Source organism: Fibrobacter sp. UWH6, assembly GCF_900142465.1.
Classification (GTDB): Bacteria; Fibrobacterota; Fibrobacteria; order Fibrobacterales; family Fibrobacteraceae; genus Fibrobacter.
The window spans coordinates 59,941-80,735 of the sequence record NZ_FRAX01000013.1; the positions used below are offsets into that span (position 1 = coordinate 59,941).

Here is a 20,795-nt window from a genome sequence, read left to right on the forward strand (position 1 = left end):
CTAGCTTTCCGATTTTCCGCCCACCTGGAACAACGCAAATTCCATCTGGAACACCTTATCACTGCCCTCATCCTCTTCGGCGATGAGGGCAATTTCTTTACGGAAGGCATTGATACGTTCTACGATGCGGTCGTAGCCTTCCTTGCTGATGCCCAGGGTCAGGCCAGAAATGTGGCGCTTGCCCGGCGGGTCACGGTCGATGGATTCCGCCCCCATCTTGAGGCAATTCTGATGGTAACCGCGAAGGGCCAGCTTTGACGTACGATCCCCTGTGGTAATGGCGCTTTCTGTAAGCACATACTTGCCGTTCTCATCCTTCTTTATGAGTTGGCATTCTTCCAGCAGCTTTACGGATTGCTTCGCCTCGTCGGCGGTAATTTTTGGATTCACCTGTTTTGCCAGGGCGGCATAATCCCCGTCGAATCCGAACATGCCGATCAGGCTACGGATAAACAGATGACGGGGGTGGGAATAGATCATATACTGGGCATGCCCCAGCATGTGCTGCTTTTCGGCAAAGCGGACCACCTTCATGGCGGCCTGCATCTTTTCGAAAGCCGCATTGCGGTCGTCAGTGGTTTCGGCCTGGTTGAATTCCACCAGGGCCACGAAAAATTCCGTCTCGTGCTTGCCCAACCGCAGCCCAGACGCCACCTTGGGAATGCTTTGCTGGCTCAGGTTCTTTTCGCCGTTCATGACGCGGCTAATAAAGTCCTTGGCCTTGAAACCGATCCTGTCAGAAAATACACGCAGGGAGAAGGCCGGGTTTGCAGCCTTCTTCTGACTGTAATAGTCCCTCAAAAATTCCCGGTAATCCAGGTATTCGAAGACTTTTTTCTGTTTTTGCGGTTCAACCATGCCCAAAATGTAAGAAAAAGGGGGCAAATGGGGGTATCGGCCAGCGCATTGCCGTTGTCCAGAAACAACGCTAAATGAGGTTCAGTCATAAAACAAGTAGGAATATTCCCGCTTTTTGGGTAGATTTATCAATGGTTCAGAGCCGACGAGGTTGGGATGCCCGTTGTCTAGGAACCAGGGATATTTGGGATTTCATAAAAAGAAAGGTTTAACTTTATGAAAAAAGGTGTTTTGGGTAAAATTATCGCAGGCATGGTTATGGCTGGTACGTGTGGTGTATCGCTGGCCGCCACGCCTGCAAATGAAGTGGTGACGCTTCCTGCAGACAAAAACTATGGAGGTGGAGACAAGGTGGGCTCTCAGCTCATCGCCGCCACCTACAACGCAGGAAAGGGTCCGGGAGTGTGGATTGTGGCAGATGGCGGCTACCGCCTTTACCACAATGGCGCCCTGCTGGCCGAAGACAATCAGGCCGGTCGCGTCCGCTTCATTCCTATGACTTTGCTCCCCGGCGAGAACGCATTCTCCGTGGTGGGTGTCAACGGCGCGGGAGCCCCCGGCGTATTGGTCCAGATTGACGATCTTGACCGTTCCTATTACAGCGGCAGCGACTGGAAATCCAAGCCGTCTGTAGGAAACGCCTCCTGGAAGGAAAAGGGCCGCGACTTGAGCATGTGGGGCGGAGCTACAGCCCTGAGCTATTCCAACACAAAGATGCCTAGCGGCGGCGACCTGAAGGGCTTTGCCGCAAATACCCAGTCCAAGTGGATCTGGACCAGCAGCGAAAGCGATTCCGTCGCAGTCCTCCTGTTTACCCTGAATGTAAGGGCGGAAGGTTTCGGTGCCTCTACAACAGGCGGCGACGCAGGCAAAATCGTTATCGCAAAGGATTCCGCAGAAGTCCGCAAGTACCTGCAGTCTTCTGACGCCTTGACTATTCTCGTTCCCGAAGGAACCTACGATTTCCGCCAGTTCCGCAATGCGGTAACCGAAGCCAAGGCCAAGGGACGCACCTGGTGCAAGACTACCTGCTCCGAAAAGAATGCGGTCACCGGAAAGACCAATACTTTCTACCGCATCACCTTCAAGGCCAATAGCTGCAGCGACCTGACCGAAGCCGGCGTGCAGATTGTCCAGGAAAGCGAAAATCTGATGGCATGGTCCAACTGGATTACCACCAAGGCCAACAAGAGCCTGGTGGGCATGGGCCGCGGCGCCAATCTGCGTGGAGCCTCTATTGCAGTCCGCAGTAACGAAGGCAGCGGCAACCACATTTATCGCAACCTGGCCATCTACGACGTGAACCCCCACCTGATCGAAGGTGGCGACGGTCTCGAAACGGTAGGAACCTCTTCGAAGCATGTGGACAAGTTCTGGGCCGACCATATTAGCTACAAGTGGATTAGCGACGGTTTCGACATGGAATTCGTAGACAACGCTACCATCAGCTACCTGGATTTTGACGGCGCCAACGATTTCAACTGCTGGGGAACCGACCCTTACATGGCACTGGTAGAAGACGCCCAGCTGACTTACGCCAACTCCTATTGGCATAATACCTACGGCCGCGTTCCCAAGGTAACGGGCGAAAACGACGGTTCCAAGGTTCACCTTTACAACCAGCTGGTAGACGGCAACCGCTTCTTCATTGCAGGCGCCAGCGGCCACAGTGCCACAGCCAAGGCCTATGTCCACTACGAAAATAGCTACATCAAGAACGGCAAGGGCTACCTGGCAGAATGGGGCGACAACGGCTATGTCTACTTTAGCGGCATCACCTATAGCAACACCACCCAGCAGCACCGCTACAATGGTACTGTAACCATGGGTGCCCCTCAGGCAGAAACTTTCAACCCCAGCTACAGCTGGGAAAAGCGAGACGTAAACAGCCTTCCCACCGACCTGCCCTCTCTCTCAGGCGTGGGAGGCCGCTACGGATCCATGCCCGCCTACGACCAGGCCTTTGGCGTAAGCAACAAGGCAGCCACCGTCGCCATGACGGCACCCGCCGCCAACAAGGCCTTTGATGCAGGCTCCAGCGTAACACTTTCCGCCTCCGCAAGCGATGCCGACGGTTCCGTAAAGAGCGTAAGCTTCTACATCGGAACAGAGCTGGTGGGAACCGCAACTTCTGCCCCCTATAGCGTCACCGTAAACGACCTGGCTGCAGGAACCTACTCCGCCGTGGCCGTAGCTACCGACAATTCCGGATTGACCCAGATGTCTGAATTCGTGACTTTCGAAGTGGCTGCAGAAGAAATCGAAGACCCGGCCAGCAGTTCCTCTGAAGAAATCGCGTCTAGCGGTTCCGAAGAAGAAATTGAATCCAGCAATTCTTCCGAAGAAATTGAATCCAGCGATTCCGAAGAATCTGCCATCCGAACCATCGCAGATGCGGCTACCGAGGCCGAAGCCAGCTACTACCGCGTTTTCGATATGCAGGGCCGCCCCCTCTACACCGGCAACACCAAGCCGAACAAGATGGTCGCCACCCGCGCCATCGTCGTAGAGTACAGCAAGTCCGGTACCGCCATCAGACGCTACATCCAGACGAAATAAGAAATTCCTCCTCCAATACCAACCAACAAAAAAAACTGGCCCCCACCCGGGAGCCAGTTTTTCTATTAAAAGTTAGACGTTCTATTCTCCGACTACAAACCTTATATAAAGTTCAAGGAAGGTTTCGCCCCAAAGGTACACGATAGGGGCCGCCAGGGCCAGAAACGGACCAAAGGGAATCTGGCCAGAAACATCTTCGGAATCATCCACCACGGCCTTTTCTGCAATCTTGCGCTGGATACGGGCGTAGGGGATCATCACCAGCAGGCCCACCACGGCGGCAACCACCAGGATCATGGCCGCAGACTGCCAACCCATGAGGGCTCCGTAGCCGGCCAAAAGCTTCACGTCGCCAAAGCCCATGGCTTCTTTCTTGAAGACCTTGCTTGCCACAAGTCCAAGCAAATAGAGGCCGCCACCGGCGGCAACCGCGCCGACCAGGCTCTGCAGCGGGGTAATGCCCCCGGGAATAAGCGAAATCAGGAGGCCAGCCACAATGCCGCCAACGCTCATGGAATCGGGAATTAATTTATACTTAAAATCCACCGCACAGACGGGGTAAGCTCCCAGCAGGAGCCAGAACATGGCCAGGGCATCGGCCCACACGCTGGGCTGCATCACGGGCGATACAAAAAGTTCCGGCACAACGGCACCGTAATTGACCGCCACGGCAGCGAACAGGGCCAGTGCCCCCAGCAAACCGCAGAGGGCTTCGCCAATGGGATATATAATATTGAGGGGCTTATGGCAGCAGGCGGTCTTGCCACGCAGAATGAACCAGCCGATTACAGGCAGGTTCAGGTAGATGGGGATCTGCTTCTTGCACAGCGGGCAGTGGGAGGGCGGGTTTATCAGCGAAATCCCGCGGGGCATGCGGTACACGATAACGTTATAGAAGCTACCGACACAGGCGCCAAAAACAAAAAAAACAGCCAACCAATACCAAAGGGGTATTAATTCCATAAATCTTACTCCATCGGTGCAAATTCCACACCCAAATGCTTTCAAAAAAGATACATTTTATAAAAGTTTACAATACAAGGTTTAACCCCAAAAGGTGCAACATAGGTAAGTCATGCGTAAGTCACGATATTTAACATTGCTCTTTGGTATTTTAGCCATAGCAGGCCTTTCGGACTGCTCTAGGGAACCCTCCGTCAAGGAAGACGTGAGCCTCCAGAATAACCATTCCCGAATTTTCGCCCAGCGCGAGTCCTTCGAAGACGCCAAGGCATTCGCCGACTCCATGGCCAACACTAACTTCAACACCTCGGACTCCCTGGCAGACACATTGACGGTTACCGTAAACGATACGGTCTACCTGATGGGCATCCTGCCCCGTAACGTCGACAAGATCTACCGATTCCAGTGGAACCTGACCAAGGCCGACGGCAAGGACACCGTTATCCTGGGCAACAACGCAACGCCCATGGCCTGGGCCTACTCCAAGCCCGGCGTGTACTACCCGCTGTTCATCGCCTTCGACGGTAACAACTCCACCGACACCGCCGGTACCGACACCAAGCGCACCTATATCAACGTCATCGACACCAAGCCTGTCCTGAACGTTCCCAAGGATACCTTGTGGACCAGCAACAAGGGCAACATCGTCTTCCCCATTACCGTTAGCGATTCCTTCGGCACCATCAAGAAGATCATGGTGGACCTGGACGCCAGCGGCAAGGAAGACCCCAAGGAATGGAAGTACGAGACCCGCAAGAATAACGACTCCCTGTACCTGACCATCAAGAACGATCCCAAGAAGATCGACTCCAAGGGCAACCAGAAGATTTACGTTATCGCCATCGACGACGATAACAACGAGACCAAGGATAGCGTAAACCTCCACTTCAACAGGATCCCCAAGCTGGAAATCCTGTACCCCAAGGATGGTGAACGCCACGACATTACCAAGCCCTTCTACTTCTATTACGAAGGTACCGACGAAGACAATCCCAAGGACCTGAAGTACTTCATCTACGCCCAGAACGGCAAGAACGGACTTCCCCCTGTTAAGGCTTTCGACTCCGAAGACCTGATTGCCGAAAACTACATGTCCACCAAGTGCGACTTCTGGGACCAGGAAAAGGAACGCAACTCCATTACGCTCATCAACAATCCTGCCAAGGAACTGAAAGGACGTATCTACTGGGATATGTACGTCACCGACGGCTACGACATCGTCCACATCGAAAGCATTTCTACAGGCGAAGGCACCAGCCGCCCCTGGAACTTCTATATCGGCGACATTTCCTCTAACCAGGGTTCCATCTCCGGTCAGGTACACTACCAGGGCAGAACCTCCCACGAAGGAATCAACCTGGAACTGAACAACGGCATCAACACCTTTGTCGGCGTTACCGACACCAAGGGTAACTACACAGTCAACGTCGATCCGGGCAACTACACCATTTTGGCAAAGTCCGGCATCGGCGAATACACCAGCGACTCCCTGACCAAGATCTATGTGGAATCCGGCGCCATGGTCACCGTAGATTCCATGTCCCTCAAGGATACGGTCGCCCCGATCATCCTGGTAAAGAACTACGACACCCTGACCGTCCGCAACTTAAGGCAGACCGTCTATGTTCGCGACCTGGGATCTCGAGTCAAGAGCGTTTCTGCAACCCACAACAAGCAGGAACAGACCCTTACCTGCAACAACACAGACCAGGGCGCAATCTACAACTGCGAATTCAACTTGGCCAACATGGAAGACGGCCTCCACAGCTTTGAATTCACCGCTATCGACAATGCCGGCAACAAGCGAGTCATCAAGCCCAGCTTCGTGGTCGACGCAACGACCTTGACCCTGGATGTGGATGGCGCACAGAAGCAGCTCATTAGCGAAGGCAAGGAACTGACCTTCAACGCAAAGATTACCGGAGCCTACCCCGCCCCCAAGTCCGTCAGCTGGACCTACATCATCGGTAAGGACACCGTCACCAAGACTTCTGCAGTCAACGACGACGGTGAGGCCAAGTTCGTTCTGAAATACAGCGATATTACCAAGGCCGAAGAAGGCGTCGACTACATCATGACCGTCCGCTACACAGAGAACAACGTAAATCTCAGCGCCCAGGTCAAGTTCGGCGTCCGTGGCGAAAACCCGGCCATCATCTTTACCGAGCCTGGCTTTACCACCTCGGTGACCATGCACGACACCATAGACTTCAAGGTGACCGCCTTCCCCGGCAACGGAAGTTCCGACCTGACCGTTTCCTGGAACTGCGGCGACAGCAAGAATCTCGATACCAAGTACCCCTGCCCCACAGCGTCTACCTTCACCGACGGACAGGAAAGTTACAACACCCAGGGCACCCTGGCCTTTAACAAGACCGGCTCCTACAACGTGGTCGTAACCGTCAAGGATGTCAAGAACAGAAGCGTCTCCGACACCGTCAAGGTGATCGTCATCGCAGATCCTCCTTCTGTCAAGGCCACCTACAGCGGCAGCGACAAGCTCAAGATCAACTCCTCTGTAAATGTGACCGTAGACGCAAGCGACAAGTACGGCTACGTCAAGCAGATTGAATGGGGTTGCAGTAACGGAACAATCATCTTCGACAACAAGAAGGAATTCGACAACACTCCCAAGAGCGTCAGCGATGTCAAGATTACCTTGAACATGCCGGGCTCCGAAACAGACAAGTTCCGTTGCAAGTTCAAGGTTACCGATGATGATGATGAAGTCGGATACGACTCTCTGACCTTCAAGGTCCTGCTGGATCCGCCCACCGTCAAGCTCAGCACACGTCAGGCCACGGTCAAGATCAATTCCGTGCAGACGATCAACGCCATCGCAAACGACGAACTGGGTTACATCGCCGAATACTCCTACGCCTGTAGCGACAACCTCAAGACCGTGACATCCAACGACTGGGAAATCATGTCCAGCAACAAGGCCGAAGTGAAGATGCCCAACCGCGAAGGAAAGTACTACTGCGTCGTCCAGGTCAAGGATGACGACGGCCTTACCGCCCGCGATACGGCAACCTACACCGTGCTTCTGGACCCGCCCACCGTGAAGGCCGTTCTAGCTAGCGGCTACGACATGGTGACCATCAACGACAAGCTCCCCCTGAACGCCATCGCCCGCGACGAACTGGGCACCATCGTAAAGATCGAATGGGGTTGCGGCGTCCTTTCCAAGGATAACGACATCGGCCTGAACATCGTCGCCGGCAGCAACGGCAGCGCCGAAGCCACCATGCCTTCCACCAAGCAAGACAAGTACTCCTGCATCGTGCAGGTCACCGACGATGACGGAAACACCGCACGCGATACCATTCATACCAAGGTCATTACCGCACCGCCCACCATTACCGTCAAGAGCAAGGAAATCATCGTTCGCGAAGGCTTCAACATGGCCCTTAGCGCCGTGGCAACCGACGATAACGAAGGCGTCGCATCTGACCCGGGCGAAATTTCCAAGCGTGAATGGAGTTGCGGAACTCCCAGCGAAATCGACCGCAACTGGAAGACTGTTAGCGCCTACGACACCGTATGGAAGGCTCCCGCACCTCAGGTTTCCTACTACTGCGTCGCAAGGGCAACCGACAACGACGGCAACACCGCCACCGACACAGTCAAGATCCAGTTTACCACAGAACAGCCCCTGATCCAGGTCCAGGATGAAAAGATCTACATCAACGTAGGTGACGCATTCACCCTCTCTGCCACCGTGAACGACGTCTGGCAGGGCATCGACTGGTTCTCATGGGAATGTAAGGTCATCGAAACCGGCAAGAGTCTAGAAAAGGGCGGAAAGGCCACCCTGTACGACTACAACGCCAACGGCAAGAAGATGACCATCTCCAAGGATTCCAGCTACTCCGAACAGGGCAAGGACATGTACTGTATCGTTAAGGCCCAGGAAACCAGTACCCAGGCAACCTTCAGCGATACCACCGTGGTTCACATCCTGAAGCAGCATCCCATGGGTGTCATTACCGCTCCCGATACCGCATACCTGTGGAGTGGCGACGCCAACGTGGATGACGACGCCATGTACTTCTTCGATCCTTCCTGGGGCGGACAGAATTCCAAGCAGGGTGAACTGGGCGACAAGGACAATTACGTCTTCTACTGGCGCTTTAGCGGTTCCGACAACGGCTACTACCTGGGTAACCCCGACGGCACCCTGGACACCAACATTTCCCAGTTCAACTCCGCCTTCAAGCGCAGAACCGCCGTGGGCTCCATGACTATCTATCTGGACTTCCGCGACAGTTCCACGACCACACCGTCCCTTTCCTTCTACAGCCGTCACCGCGCTGAAGAAGCCAAGCACACCATCTACTTCGAAAAGGCATGGCAGACCCAGGGCAAGGATACCGTCCTCAACAACAACGCCTCCCTGATTGTCGCCCCCGCCTTCGTTATCGTAGACGATGTACCTATCGAAGTATACCCGACCAGTGGAAAATCCGTCAAGGCCTCCGTCCTCAGCGGTAACAGCTGGACCAGCGGCGGCACCATCACCCTGACCGACTCCATCGTCGATATCAAGGTGACTACCGACGGTACCAGCCTGTATGTGGGCCTCCTGGATGAAAAGGGAACCTTCTTCATCTACTCCAGCGACAAGACGGCAAAGAACTTCACTTCTCTGGGAAATATCGCCAGCACCACCAGCCCCCAGTTGCTGTACAACGCCTCCAAGCAACAGCCGGTCGTTCTGTACATCAACTCCAGCAAGCTGAACAAGCTGGCCTACTACAGCAGCAGCAAGTGGAGCACAAAGGATATCGCCAGAAAGACCCAGAACAACCAGAATGTCACGTTCCGCGAAATCAACGGCGTATTCGTGAACGGCAGCCTGGTCGTTACCGCAGTCGACAACACTTCGGACTACACCCTCTACAGTGCCATCTACGATGCGTCCTACAACGAAAAGCAGGGAACCTCTTCCGTTGCCAAGAACGTCAGCAAGATGTCGCTGTCTGCCAGCGGTTCCACCTTCTACATGGCATTCGCCAACAGAGACTACAACAACTACGGTCCCTACGTGTACAAGGGAACCCTGAACACCAATAGCATCAGCTGGAACAAGTCCGACGTCTTCGGCAAGCCGATTTTCGAAGGCTTCATCGCCTACCATCTGAGCGTAGTTACCCGAAACAACGACGTCTACCTGGCCATGGACGACCATAAGGCCGACTACTCCCAGGTCCACGTATTCAAGCTGAAGACCGTCAACGGCAAGCAGGTATGGCACTTCTACGGCGAAAACCAGCTTCCGTACTTCAATGCGGTCTTCCAGAAGAAAAACAATTACTACCTTCGTGGTTCAAGCCCGCTGCTGGCATTTGACGGTGCAGGAAAGCTGTTCCTGTCGATGCTGGCCCGCGAAAATGGATCTAGCAAACCTAACAAATACAACGGCCCGCTCGTCATGAAGTATGTGGCCGAAAATTGGGAGTAAATAATGAATATTGAAGTTGCAGCAATTTGTGACGCCGCTACTGCCAGCGACATGGGTGGCCGTCTGAACATTCTTGGCGCATTTGACCGCGTTTTTGCCCAGCAGTTCCCCATGCAGATTCCCCAGTGCGCTGTAGCCTTCCGTATCCGCTACCAGCGTGCAGAAGCCGGCGAACATGAGCTGTCCCTGGTCTTCGAAGACGTATGCGGCAACCCGGTGGTTAACCCCATGCAGTCCAAGATTCCTCTGGCACCGGTAGCACAGGGTTTCGACACCGCCGCCGTGAACATGGTCCTGAACCTGCAGCGCCTTCCCATTAAGCGCGCCGACAAGTACATCGTACGCCTCTCCGTCGACAACGAAGAACTGGTCAGCCTGCCCCTCTATGCACTGACCGCTCCCCTGCCGCCGGGCGCACCCGCTGCACAGGGCGAACAGAACCTCAACTAATCAAGGTTAGACTTGCGGGAAACCGCAACACAAAGGGCCGCCGGGAAACCGGCGCCTTTTTTATTTTCTGAAAAACATTGCCCGTCCAGGTCAACAAAATGAACCTGACGCTCACCGCCTTCGGGCCCTGCCCACACCGAATCCTCCAGTACAGAGCGACCGATGGCGCCTTCGAAGAATGATCCTCCTACGCACTTGTAGAGGGCCTCTTTCCGAGACCACAGGCGGTAAAACTCAACCGTCTGCGCTTCTATCCCGCGATTTTCAAGTTCACGGAGTGCGGTAATCTCCTGGGCATTATAAAAACGTTCTGCCAGGCGCAAATGCTTGGGGGAATGGCGTTCCAGGTCCACCCCCACCAGCAAATCCTTGCCGGTCGCAGGGTCTCCATAGGCCACGACGCAATAGCCCTTGGAATGGGTCCAGTTCACGTCAAAGTCCAGCTTCGGGAACCGGGGCCTAGGATCTTCCTCGGACTCCTGCAGATCAGAGGCGGCGATGGACTCCCCCGACGCCTCCCTTAGAATTCTGAAGATTACCTCCCGATGGGGACCGTCCATGACAAAGCCCGCCAGGTGAACTACACCCAGGGGCGTTTCTACGTCAAGCCGATCCAACTCCGGAAATTCAGTCATCAATGCCAAAGATAATTTCTAGTTTAGGGCCATGAAGTTCCCAACCCGCATTTTTACAGCCATAATTACAGGCGCCACTTTCGCCACCACCTTGATGGGGTGCAGCGACATCAACAGCAGTTGGGAAGTCAAGGGCGGCGGCTATTTCAAGTACACTGTCAACGGAGAGGGCCCCTACACCATCGACCTGGATAAAAACGATGTGGAGCCCCCTTACTACGTCAACAACCAGCACCATTATTTCTACTTCCAGACGCAGCTCTCCGCAAGCAGCCGAAAGGACCAGTTTGCCCTGCTGGTAAACAACCCCTCTACAGGCAAGGACCTGACCCCTGTGGCACGGGCAAGCATCAACGGAAGAATGCAGAATGTCACCTGGATGAAAGCGGAAGGTTCGTCCCAGTCCCCCATAATTCCCGACAGCAGCTCAATCCATTTCGACGAGATCATCGGAGATTCCCTGTGGACTGCCGACCTGAACCTGTATTTCAAGGATTGCCGTTCCGGCTCCTGCAAGGACGCCCTGCCACCACTCCACGTGAAGGGCCGCCTGCGTTACTGGGTCCCCGAAGACGAGCGATAAATTCCGGCACAAAGAAACAAACTCAATTTTTTTGCCCAAATCCCCTTGACAAATTACAGAAGCTTTCTATATTTGGGCTACCCTAACGGAAGGTAGAACCAAATGGTCGATTAGCTCAGTTGGTTAGAGCGCTACCTTGACATGGTAGAGGTCACAGATTCGAGTTCTGTATCGACCACTGAAAGAGTTTCGCAATGTGCGGAACTCTTTTTTTGTGTTTTTGGGCTAAAAACGGCAATTCATCTTCAAGAGCAGACCTAAATGTGCGGAGTGGTCACAAAAATGGTCACAGTTCTTGAATCAAAATAGATAAAAAAAACGAGACATTCTCCCATCATTCATTTTTTTTCGTAGATTCGAAATACCCCCCAGCGATTTCTCTCGTTAATCTCATTAGCAGATGCATTCATATTTCTGCAAAGTTCGTACCCACGATTCGATTTTAACAATTCAGGGCGTCACCGGTTCAAGTACATTCCCCACGGAACATCGCTAATGGGCACCGCTACTAGCGAATCCCGTAACCGAAAGTCAATGTAGGGGTTTCGGTTACATCATAAGTTGAGAAAAGGAAATCAACTTATGAGCGCAATCTATCAAACAATCACCGACAGCATCATCAAGCAGCTGGAAGCCGGCGTTGCTCCGTGGAAGCAGCCTTGGTTCAGCAAAGCTACCATCGTAAGCTATGCCACCGGTCGCCCGTATAGCCTCCTGAACACATTGCTGCTGGGCCGTAATGGAGAATATGCTACGTGGAATCAGATTATCGCCGCAGGCGGTAAGGTGATGAAAGGCGCAAAGGGCCACCGCGTTTATTTTTGGAAGCCCGTAGAAAAGATTGAAACGGATGCCGAGGGTAATGAGGTCAAAACTCTACGCCCCATGCTTCGCGCCTACACCGTCTTCAATATAATGGATTGCGTTGGTATTCTCCCCAAGTGGCAAGTTAAACGGCCCGACACTCCTGAAATCGAACTCGCAGACAATGCAGAAAAGGTTATCACCTCCTACATTAACCGCACCGGCGTTGCTCTTAGACGGGATGCCATCAACGAGGCTTATTATTCGCCGAAACGCGACCTTGTTGCTGTACCCTCCAAGAATGATTTTTCCGATGTTGCGCGCATGTACGGAGTCATCTTCCATGAACTCGTACATAGTACCGGAGCGGAAAATCGCTTGAAACGTTTTGGCAATGATGCCAGCGAACACATGTTCGGTAGCGATAGCTATAGCCGCGAAGAACTCGTTGCCGAATTAGGCAGCGCTATGGCCCTCGGCTTGCTTGGCATCGGAAACAGCGGTTCCCTTAGCCAGAGTAGTGCCTATGTCGCATCTTGGTTGAAGGCGTTAAAGAGCGATAGCGCGCTTATCATTAAGGCCAGCTCATTGGCAGAAGCCGCGGTTAAATACATCTTCGGAGAATAAGCAAATGGCCGTCGATCGACGGCCATTTGCTTCGTTTGCGAACTAACAAAAAAGGAGGGGTTACCCCTCCTTCTTTTCTATACCTCCCCAAAACCGGTGCAAGTTCCGGTAGAAGGTCATGTTGGTCGTATTCAGGCGCCTTGCAGCTTCGGTGGCGGTGATATCGCCCTTTTGCCATAGTTCTACAACGCCATCCCAGCCTGCTGGCTTAGTGGCGTTAGGGCGCCCAAACTTAACACCCTTCGCCTTGGCAGTTGCAATACCGGCAGCAGCACGCGCCTTGATGTTCAATCTCTCCTTCTCTGCTGTATAGGATAAGATTTGGAGTACAAGGTCTGCAATGAAGCGCCCATCTAGGCTGCCAGCGCTTTGAGTGGTATCTAAAAGCGGCATATCCAATATGCGGACATTGCATTTAAGAGTTTGGGTAATGAGCAGCCAATTCTCTCGGATTTCGGTATAGTTGCGGCCCATGCGGTCAAGGGAGACCATAATCAATGTATCGCCTTCGCGCATCATTGGCGCATTCATATCGCTACCGACAAGAGAGCGCCAACCGCGGCGGTCAAAATCCTTGCCAGACGCCTTATCCGTAATCAGGTTTCGGGGGTCTTCCAGCAACGGCATCAGGGCCGAAAGCTGGCGGTCTAAGTTTTGGTCGGTAGTACTAACGCGTGCGTAAGCCCATGTAGTTGCCATAATGTCTCCCATGAAACAAAAAGGTCTAGTAATTTATGCTACATAACAGAAATGGCGACCGAGGGTTTTATGTTACACTTTGTAGCGGGATTCGGGAGTAACAGAAAACTATGCATTGTTGTTATAAAAAACCGCGGGGATTTTCATCCCCACGGTCATCAGGCATTCTTTGTCAAGAACCGGTCACGCGTTTACGTAAGCAAATTCGATGGTCGCGTTTCTCCCTTTGGGTCAGGAAAGGCTTCAACATCATTTCACTTCGTACCTGCGTCCGTGTTCTATCCATAAGTTTATATAAGTCTTTGATTTTTTTTCCTGAGGCACCATCTTCAATTTCCTCGAGCATCACGACGGCATCGACCAGGGCGCGATATAGGGCCGGATGGTCGTGCTCATAAATTTTGAGGTAGTCCAAAAAATCACGGGTGTTTTGTTCCATTAAGAATCTCCGGGGGTGCTTTCTAATAATCAGTTTATATACACGCACTTAATGGCGCCTTAGCCCTTCTTAATGCAGCTCAACGCGTCCTAATTACGCACTAGATAAATACCAGGATTGACCTGCCGTGATTATGCCCTAATGTAAATGATGCGCCCCTCATTAAACAAACTATAGTTGCTAAGCTTGCTGGCTAGGCGTAACCACCCCGTGTATATTCTCAATGTATTTGCGCAATGCAACTATCTTATCATTGAAAACTTCCAGCTGTTCGTCAAAAGGAGATTCATTAACCACGGTATCTGTGGTGATGTCCCCATTCTCGCACACGTAGGTAATTATGTCGAGGACAAATTCTTCTTGGTCTGCATTCAGCACGCTACCAGAAAGGAACTTGTTGAATCGTTCTAGGGCCAATTTGCGGTCCACCTTAATCAGGGAACGGATTAGGATGGCAACATTCTCACCGCATGGCATACCATCGATGAACGCATCGTAGTCCTCCTTGGAGCCCAATTCCTTCCACATTACGCGTTCAAGTTCAACGATATCATCATTGGAGAGCTGTTCCAGATTGTAAATCTTCTGGAGTACCGGATTGAAATCCTTGGTAGCCAAGTAATCCATGACCTTCTGCTTATAGGTGACACGGGTTTGGATGCCGGAGCTCATGCCCTCATTGGAGATAATATCTGCTATATCTACTGTGAATGTCTTGCCTCCGTCACCGACAAGGAACTTAACAAGGTCACGAAGGTCTGCCCGAACCTTTTCCAACCACCGCAACGACATATTCTCCCACGCGGTAGGATTCAGTACATCCTTGATGGTATCCATCTTGGCAACCACCTGCGGAATAGTAGCCTTATTCAACAGGCGTTCTGCAATACCCTGGACGTTGATGATGGGCTTACTGGCATTAAATTCGCTGTTGACATAGCCCAGTTCAATGGCTAGAATCAGCACATCAAATTTCTTGGCATTTTCATCCTGGGTGTTGCGAGGCAGCAATGGAGCGATATCAAGTTTGAGTGTTTCAACATTGCCTGCGGTAAGACATACCCAAGCATCATCACTTTTGAAATGGCTTACGGCTTCCCAGCGATTACGAACTGAAATGTGACTATCGGAGAGCGAAGCCACTTGTCCCTTCATTATAGCCTTAAGTTCGTCATGTAGATTCCGACAGAATTCATCTTCCTGGTAGGTTTGGTGTTGCAGATGGAAGGCAATCTCCGCACGTAACCCGAACAAGTGTTCCGTCAATGATGCGTTCTGTTTCACAGCTTTCCCATCCGGATTCTTCTCGAAGAATTCGAAGTTGCGGCACCAATCAAAAATGTAGAAACATTCCTTGTCCTTACCGGCGCCGAAGATATTGCTGGAAAGTCGCGTACCACGTCCAATCATCTGCATGAATTTTATTTTGGACTTGACCATCTTGAAGAAGACCAGATTCAACACATCTGGAATGTCGATGCCGGTATCCAACATGTCAACAGAGACGGCAATCTGCGGGTCATTATCGCGGACCTCCATCTTCTCAATCAAATCCTGACTATAGGTCACGTAATTATCAATTAAGACACAGAACTCGGGGCCATATTCCGGATACAGGTGATGGAACCGCTGAACGATTAGCTCGGCGTGCTTGTGGTTATAGGCAAATATAATGGACTTGCCTATACGTTCGCCGCTTTGCACCTTCAAGCCATTCTCCATGAGGTCTTGAAGAACCTTGTCTATCGTTCCTTCATTATAGATGTACTTGAAAATTTCATTGCTCTGGATATCTCGGCCACGTACGTTTACATTCGGGTCTAATTCCTGGAGAGTTTCCTCGTATGCCCACACACGTTCAAGCTGGTCCTTCTCCTGCTCGGAGAGAGAACTGTACTTGATTCCTTCGCTCAATATCAGCGAGCCTCGCTTAAACCCGCGGTAATCCACCAGGAACTTGTCGGCAACAGCATCAGCCAATTCATAGGCATAATTCGGCTGACCTTCTTCCATCCCAAACAGGTCATAGGTACTCTTGTCCACTTCATCACGGGGCGTTGCGGTAAGACCTAACAGGAGAGCATCGAAGTAGTTGAATATGGCGCCGTATTTACCGAAGATGCTACGATGAGCTTCATCGATTATAATCAAATCAAATCGACCTACGGAGAACGGCTTATCCTCGGAGTCGATGTAGTTTATCATTGTCTGGTACGTGCTGAACACAATACGGGCATTCGGGTCTATTCCGGCCTTATTACTCTGGTCACTCAGTACTGTTATCGATGTGTTCGGCAGCAGCTTCGCGAAGTTCTTCTTGGCCTGGGATACAAGGGAAGTTCTATCAGCTAGGAATAGCACGTTCTTAACCCAGTCATTACGCATCAGCACATCCACCATAGAAATGGAGACGCGGGTCTTGCCGGTGCCGGTAGCCATTACTAGGAGGCCTCGGCGATGTTTCTCGTTGTACCATTCGCAGACTTTCTTGATAGCCATCTTTTGGTAGTGGCGGTCTGTGATGTTAGGCTTCACGGAGAAATCGGAGATATCCTTACGGCCTCGTTTCTGTATTAGCCGAACCAGGTCTTCTTCCGTATGGAAGCTGTACAAGCGGCGAGGAGGATATCCAAGGCCATCAATAATGTTGGTCTCGAAACCATTGGTGTAGTATATGACGGGACGAACGCCGTATTGCTTCTCCAGGCAATCTGCGTATAATTCAGCCTGGTGTTTCCCCTTGATGGGAGATACAGAGGCCTTCTTGGCCTCCACTACGGCCAGCGGCAACCCATTGGCGCCGAACAGAACGTAGTCGGCATACCCAATCTTATGTTCATTGGGCATGCCATCCACTTCCACTTCAATACAGGCCTTAGAAGGTTTTACCGTTCCCTCGGTATCCAGGATATCCCAGCCAGCTTCACGGAGCATCAATTCAATGTATATGCGCCTTGTTTCCGCTTCCGATAAGGTACTGGGCATCTCCTTGACTGGAGTATCATCATCCAACGCAGCCTTATCCGCTTTATTGGCAAGAGCACTAGCGCTGTCGATCGACAGCGCTGTGGCTGCCAAGGTGGGCATAAACTTGCTATCCGGAATGATAGTCCTGTCAAAAGGCGCCACGGTTTCAACCACTTTCAGCTTAATCAGTACCGAGGCAACCACATTATACAGGTTTAGGAGGCAGAAAAAGGATTCCTTCTTGCCTACATGGTCATCATGGGCGCCGGCATTGCCTATCCTGCGGATATAATGGGCAGCCCTCATGACTTTCCCATCATTGACAAAGTTACTGAACGGCTCACCATCAATGAGGTCAATAAGAGCTGTTTTAGGCGGGAGCTCAACCTTCTTCATCGCATAGATGGACTTGACCACATATTCAAGGGCCCTGCGTGCATTGATGGCACAGATATCAGGATGCTGGACCTGATTGCCCTCGGCGCCGGAACAGAGACCATACAGATGGTCTAAACCACAATCCTTCAAGTAGTCAAAGTTCATCATAACATTACCCGAAATACTTGTCCATGGTATAGTCTAGGAGCTTCTGCGTCTCGGCTATAGACTGAGTTATAGCGGCCTTCTGCTTCTCGATGGAAGCTATCTTGTCGGCGAAGGATTGCTGGAGGGCGAGCGGAGGGACGGGAATACAGAGCTTACGAATATCCCCTAAAGCAATAAATTTCTGCGTTCCCCCCTTGTTCTTCGTTTTCATGTAAGTATCAAAAGCAGCACTAGACATAATTGCGCGAACAAATAGGTTAACGACCTCAGTATCAACCTTAAACTTTATTAGTGCAACGTTCTTAATCGCAAATTCACGAGTCTTGCGAACAATAACAGGTTTACCAATGGTTCCTATCATAGGCATGATAATATCACCATCATCTACATAAGAACGCTTCGAAATGTTATCGAAATCTTCCTGGCAAATGTAATTCACATTATCGAATGAAATATCACCATCGACGACATTTTTGGAGGTTACAAGGGGATAACCCTGTTCTACATAATCCGGAGAATCGTGTGTTCCATCTCGGACATCACACACTTTGCCAAGTTCCTTGACATCCCAGCCTTTGGGGTTTTCGATAGGGTCGCCGAACATATCGTAGAAGATGGATTGGGCCAGCTTATCGTATTCCTGGAGCTGAGCCTTCAGCTTCTCGATGACGCCGGTCAGCAAGTCCAATTCGGCAACGATGCGTTCCTGCTCATCCTTCGGCGGTACCGGAACTTCAATATGTTCAACGGTTCGCTTGGATATTTCCTTGAATGTCGCACCAACACCTAGCGAGTTAAGATAGGCTGTTTTCCCCTTCAACCACCAGTATAGATACTCGTTATACAAGTCTTCGGAGCATATAATGTTCTTGAAGCCTTGGTTACAATACATAGGTGTACGAGTAATACAAACCTTACCTATCGGAGCTCGAGAGGAGAGCAATACAGTTCCCACGGGAAGTAGAGTCAAGTTCGTGCACTTTACCGCCATATCGGTAATAGTACGTTCCGTCTCGTTAATATACTTGTCACCCTTTAACTCAGCCGGCGTAACCCAATAGTTTTTCCCGTCCCAAAATTCAGCGACATTGGTTTTCGGGGTACTCCCACCAACAATGGTTCCGACTTCAGCTAGTGTCTTACAAGTCCACTTCTGCTTCATACAGCACCGCCCTACAGGAACTTCTCGCGAAACTCGTCCATGGCGGCGTTAATTTCGCCCTGGAGAGCCTGGATACGAGCAAACACAACCTTGGGGTTCTCGTACTCCACCTTGACTTTTTCCACTTCCTTGTACTTGTTGATGGACAGGTCGTAGTCATTGGCTACAATCTCATCCACCGGCACAAAGAAGGACTGGTCCTTGCGAGTGCGGTCCGTTTCGGCATCCAGGTTCTTCCATCGGGCAATGATATCCGGGATGTCGTTCTCAACGCATTCTGTGCGCTTCTGGTCCAGAGTGTAGCCATCGGCCTTCATGTCATAGAACCACACCTTATCGGTGCCGCCAGCATTAGTCTTGGTGAAGATGAGAATTGCCGTGGAAACGCCGCTGTAGGGCTGGAATACGCCGCTGGGCATGCTAATGACAGCCTGAAGGCGCTGATTCTCGATTATTTCTTTACGGATAGCCTTATGGCCGGTACTATTGCCGAACAGCACACCATCCGGCACAATGGAAGCGCAACGGCCGCCCATACGCAACATACGCACGAACAGGGCCAGGAACAGTAATTCAGTTTTCTTGGTCTTGGTGATGGCGAGCAGGTTCTTGTTGATGGCCTGGTAGTCGAGCGACCCTGCAAACGGAGGGTTGGCAAGGCACAGGGAATACCGGTTCTCGTCGGTATTGTCGGTGCTAAGACTGTCGCGATACGCAATGTCCGGATTGTCGGCACCGTGCAGCATCAGGTTCATGGCGCCTATGCGGAGCATGGTCTGGTCCGTGTCAAAGCCATGGAACATTTCGTTGCGGTAATGGTCGGACTTATCCTTTTTCAGAAAATCCTTCTTATGGTGTTCCTGCACGAACTTCGCTGCTTCAACGATAAAGCCCGCAGAACCCATGGCCGGGTCGCATACCGTATCGTCCAGGTTCGGCTCCATCATGTCAACCATCATGCGGATAATGTGGCGCGGAGTACGGAACTGACCATTGTTGCCACTAGCGGCCATCTTGCCCAAGACATACTCGTACACGTCACCCATGGTGTCACGGTTGTTCATGTCGAGACCATCAATACCCTGAACAATCTTATCGAGGGTACGGGCATTCGGGATAAGGAAAGTGGCGCTGTCCATGAAGCGGCTGTAAGCGCTCTCCTTGCCTTCATTCAAGGTCTTTATGTAGACAAACACATCCTTGCTGATGGTGGCGAACATGGCCTCAGCTTCCTTGTTCTTGAATTCACTCCAACGGAGGTTCTTGTAGGGAACATCCTTGTCCGTATCGGGATTATGCCAATTACCAGCCTTGAAGACAGGGGCCTTCACCTTGGCGCCCATGGCGTTAGCGGCAGCCTCCTTCTTCATCTGTGCATCATCCAGCATCTTCATGAAGAAGAGATAGGTCATTTGCTCGAGGATGGTAATGCTGTTGGTTATTCCACCAGTCCAGAAGGTATCCCAGATTGCGTCAATACGGTTCTTGATTTCGCCCGTTATCATATAAAAAATCCTGATGTAATTAACATCAGGAAATATACAATAACATCATGTCATTTTTTGTTACACTTTTTCAACTAGCTAATCATATAGTTCAATGTCAGCCGGATTTAGCCCCAATGCCTTCAGCAACCGGCGCTGATAGGTCAGCTGTGCAATATATTCGTTGGTCTTATCAAGCAACGCCTGATATTCATTCGCATCATCCCCGCCCTCGGATATCTTGTCAATTAGTGCGTACCGAGCCTTTTCCAGGGTAAATCCATGGTAGGGGTCGAAGCCTAAGGTGTATGCTACGGAATCAAGATGTTTGAGAATTACGGGCTTCAAACCGGCCACAACATTAGCGGGTTGAATGTCAGCGAAATCAACAGAGAATAAATCGGAATTCATAGAAGTCTACAAGGTTATATGCTAATAGTTTATAAGTAATTAGACCCGTATAGTAGCTAACGAGCTACCATAATATGATTCGAAGGTGCCACTCCGGCAACACCATCTACATTAGCGATTTCAATCTAATTTCAGCATTTCTCA

14 protein-coding genes and 1 tRNA gene are annotated in these 20,795 nt (G+C 51.4%); 6 read left to right on the forward strand and 9 right to left on the reverse strand.

From position 1 onward, the window contains the following. Complete coding sequence (locus BUB73_RS11515; RefSeq protein ID WP_073160371.1) at window positions 1-858, reverse strand: TIGR02147 family protein; 858 nt, start codon at window positions 856-858, stop codon at window positions 1-3. A gap of 216 nt (window positions 859-1,074) precedes the next feature. Between BUB73_RS11515 and BUB73_RS11520 the strand changes: the two genes are divergently transcribed. Beyond that, the gene (locus tag BUB73_RS11520; RefSeq protein ID WP_158535520.1) at window positions 1,075-3,417 is read left to right on the forward strand and encodes an Ig-like domain-containing protein; all 2,343 of its coding nucleotides are present in this window, start codon (window positions 1,075-1,077) and stop codon (window positions 3,415-3,417) included. An 81-nt stretch (window positions 3,418-3,498) separates the two neighbouring features. Here BUB73_RS11520 and BUB73_RS11525 read toward each other — a convergent pair whose 3' ends face one another. Continuing rightward, entirely contained in the window at window positions 3,499-4,380 is an 882-nt protein-coding gene (locus BUB73_RS11525) for a prepilin peptidase (protein ID WP_073286027.1), read from the reverse strand. A gap of 112 nt (window positions 4,381-4,492) precedes the next feature. Here BUB73_RS11525 and BUB73_RS11530 point away from each other — a divergent pair, with 112 nt between their 5' ends. Then, window positions 4,493-9,844 carry a hypothetical protein gene (locus tag BUB73_RS11530; protein ID WP_139259202.1) on the forward strand — a complete coding sequence of 1,784 codons (5,352 nt, stop codon included), beginning with the start codon at window positions 4,493-4,495 and terminating at the stop codon, window positions 9,842-9,844. 3 nt (window positions 9,845-9,847) lie between these two features. After that, window positions 9,848-10,294 carry a DUF6941 family protein gene (locus BUB73_RS11535; RefSeq protein WP_073160306.1) on the forward strand — a complete coding sequence of 149 codons (447 nt, stop codon included), beginning with the start codon at window positions 9,848-9,850 and terminating at the stop codon, window positions 10,292-10,294. On the opposite strand, the gene BUB73_RS11540 is transcribed toward BUB73_RS11535, so the two are convergent. Then, a complete protein-coding gene (locus BUB73_RS11540) occupies window positions 10,291-10,929 on the reverse strand; it encodes a 4'-phosphopantetheinyl transferase family protein (protein ID WP_073286033.1) in 639 nt (212 codons plus the stop codon). The genes BUB73_RS11535 and BUB73_RS11540 overlap by 4 nt on opposite strands. Before the next feature lie 31 nt (window positions 10,930-10,960). Here BUB73_RS11540 and BUB73_RS11545 point away from each other — a divergent pair, with 31 nt between their 5' ends. The 3 genes from BUB73_RS11545 (at window position 10,961) to BUB73_RS11555 (ending at window position 12,943) form a co-directional block, all read left to right on the forward strand. Beyond that, a complete protein-coding gene (locus tag BUB73_RS11545) occupies window positions 10,961-11,512 on the forward strand; it encodes a hypothetical protein (RefSeq protein WP_073160302.1) in 552 nt (183 codons plus the stop codon). 104 nt (window positions 11,513-11,616) lie between these two features. Further along, window positions 11,617-11,690 (forward strand) — tRNA-Val (locus BUB73_RS11550). A 404-nt stretch (window positions 11,691-12,094) separates the two neighbouring features. Continuing rightward, entirely contained in the window at window positions 12,095-12,943 is an 849-nt protein-coding gene (locus tag BUB73_RS11555; protein ID WP_073286036.1) for an ArdC family protein, read from the forward strand. A gap of 60 nt (window positions 12,944-13,003) precedes the next feature. On the opposite strand, the gene BUB73_RS11560 is transcribed toward BUB73_RS11555, so the two are convergent. From BUB73_RS11560 to BUB73_RS11585, 6 genes are all read right to left on the reverse strand, one after another. Then, entirely contained in the window at window positions 13,004-13,642 is a 639-nt protein-coding gene (locus tag BUB73_RS11560) for a recombinase family protein (protein WP_073286039.1), read from the reverse strand. A gap of 172 nt (window positions 13,643-13,814) precedes the next feature. After that, window positions 13,815-14,081, reverse strand: coding sequence for a hypothetical protein (locus BUB73_RS11565; RefSeq protein WP_073236893.1), 267 nt, complete (start codon window positions 14,079-14,081; stop codon window positions 13,815-13,817). A gap of 180 nt (window positions 14,082-14,261) precedes the next feature. Then, entirely contained in the window at window positions 14,262-17,594 is a 3,333-nt protein-coding gene (locus BUB73_RS11570; RefSeq protein WP_073286042.1) for a DEAD/DEAH box helicase family protein, read from the reverse strand. A 4-nt stretch (window positions 17,595-17,598) separates the two neighbouring features. Next, a complete protein-coding gene (locus BUB73_RS11575; RefSeq protein WP_073286045.1) occupies window positions 17,599-18,756 on the reverse strand; it encodes a restriction endonuclease subunit S in 1,158 nt (385 codons plus the stop codon). Window positions 18,757-18,767: 11 nt separating this feature from the next. Then, window positions 18,768-20,261 (reverse strand): class I SAM-dependent DNA methyltransferase, encoded by a 1,494-nt coding sequence (locus tag BUB73_RS11580; RefSeq protein WP_073286048.1) that lies wholly within the window; start codon window positions 20,259-20,261, stop codon window positions 18,768-18,770. 78 nt (window positions 20,262-20,339) lie between these two features. Further along, window positions 20,340-20,651 carry a hypothetical protein gene (locus BUB73_RS11585; RefSeq protein ID WP_073286051.1) on the reverse strand — a complete coding sequence of 104 codons (312 nt, stop codon included), beginning with the start codon at window positions 20,649-20,651 and terminating at the stop codon, window positions 20,340-20,342. Window positions 20,652-20,795 lie beyond the last annotated feature (144 nt).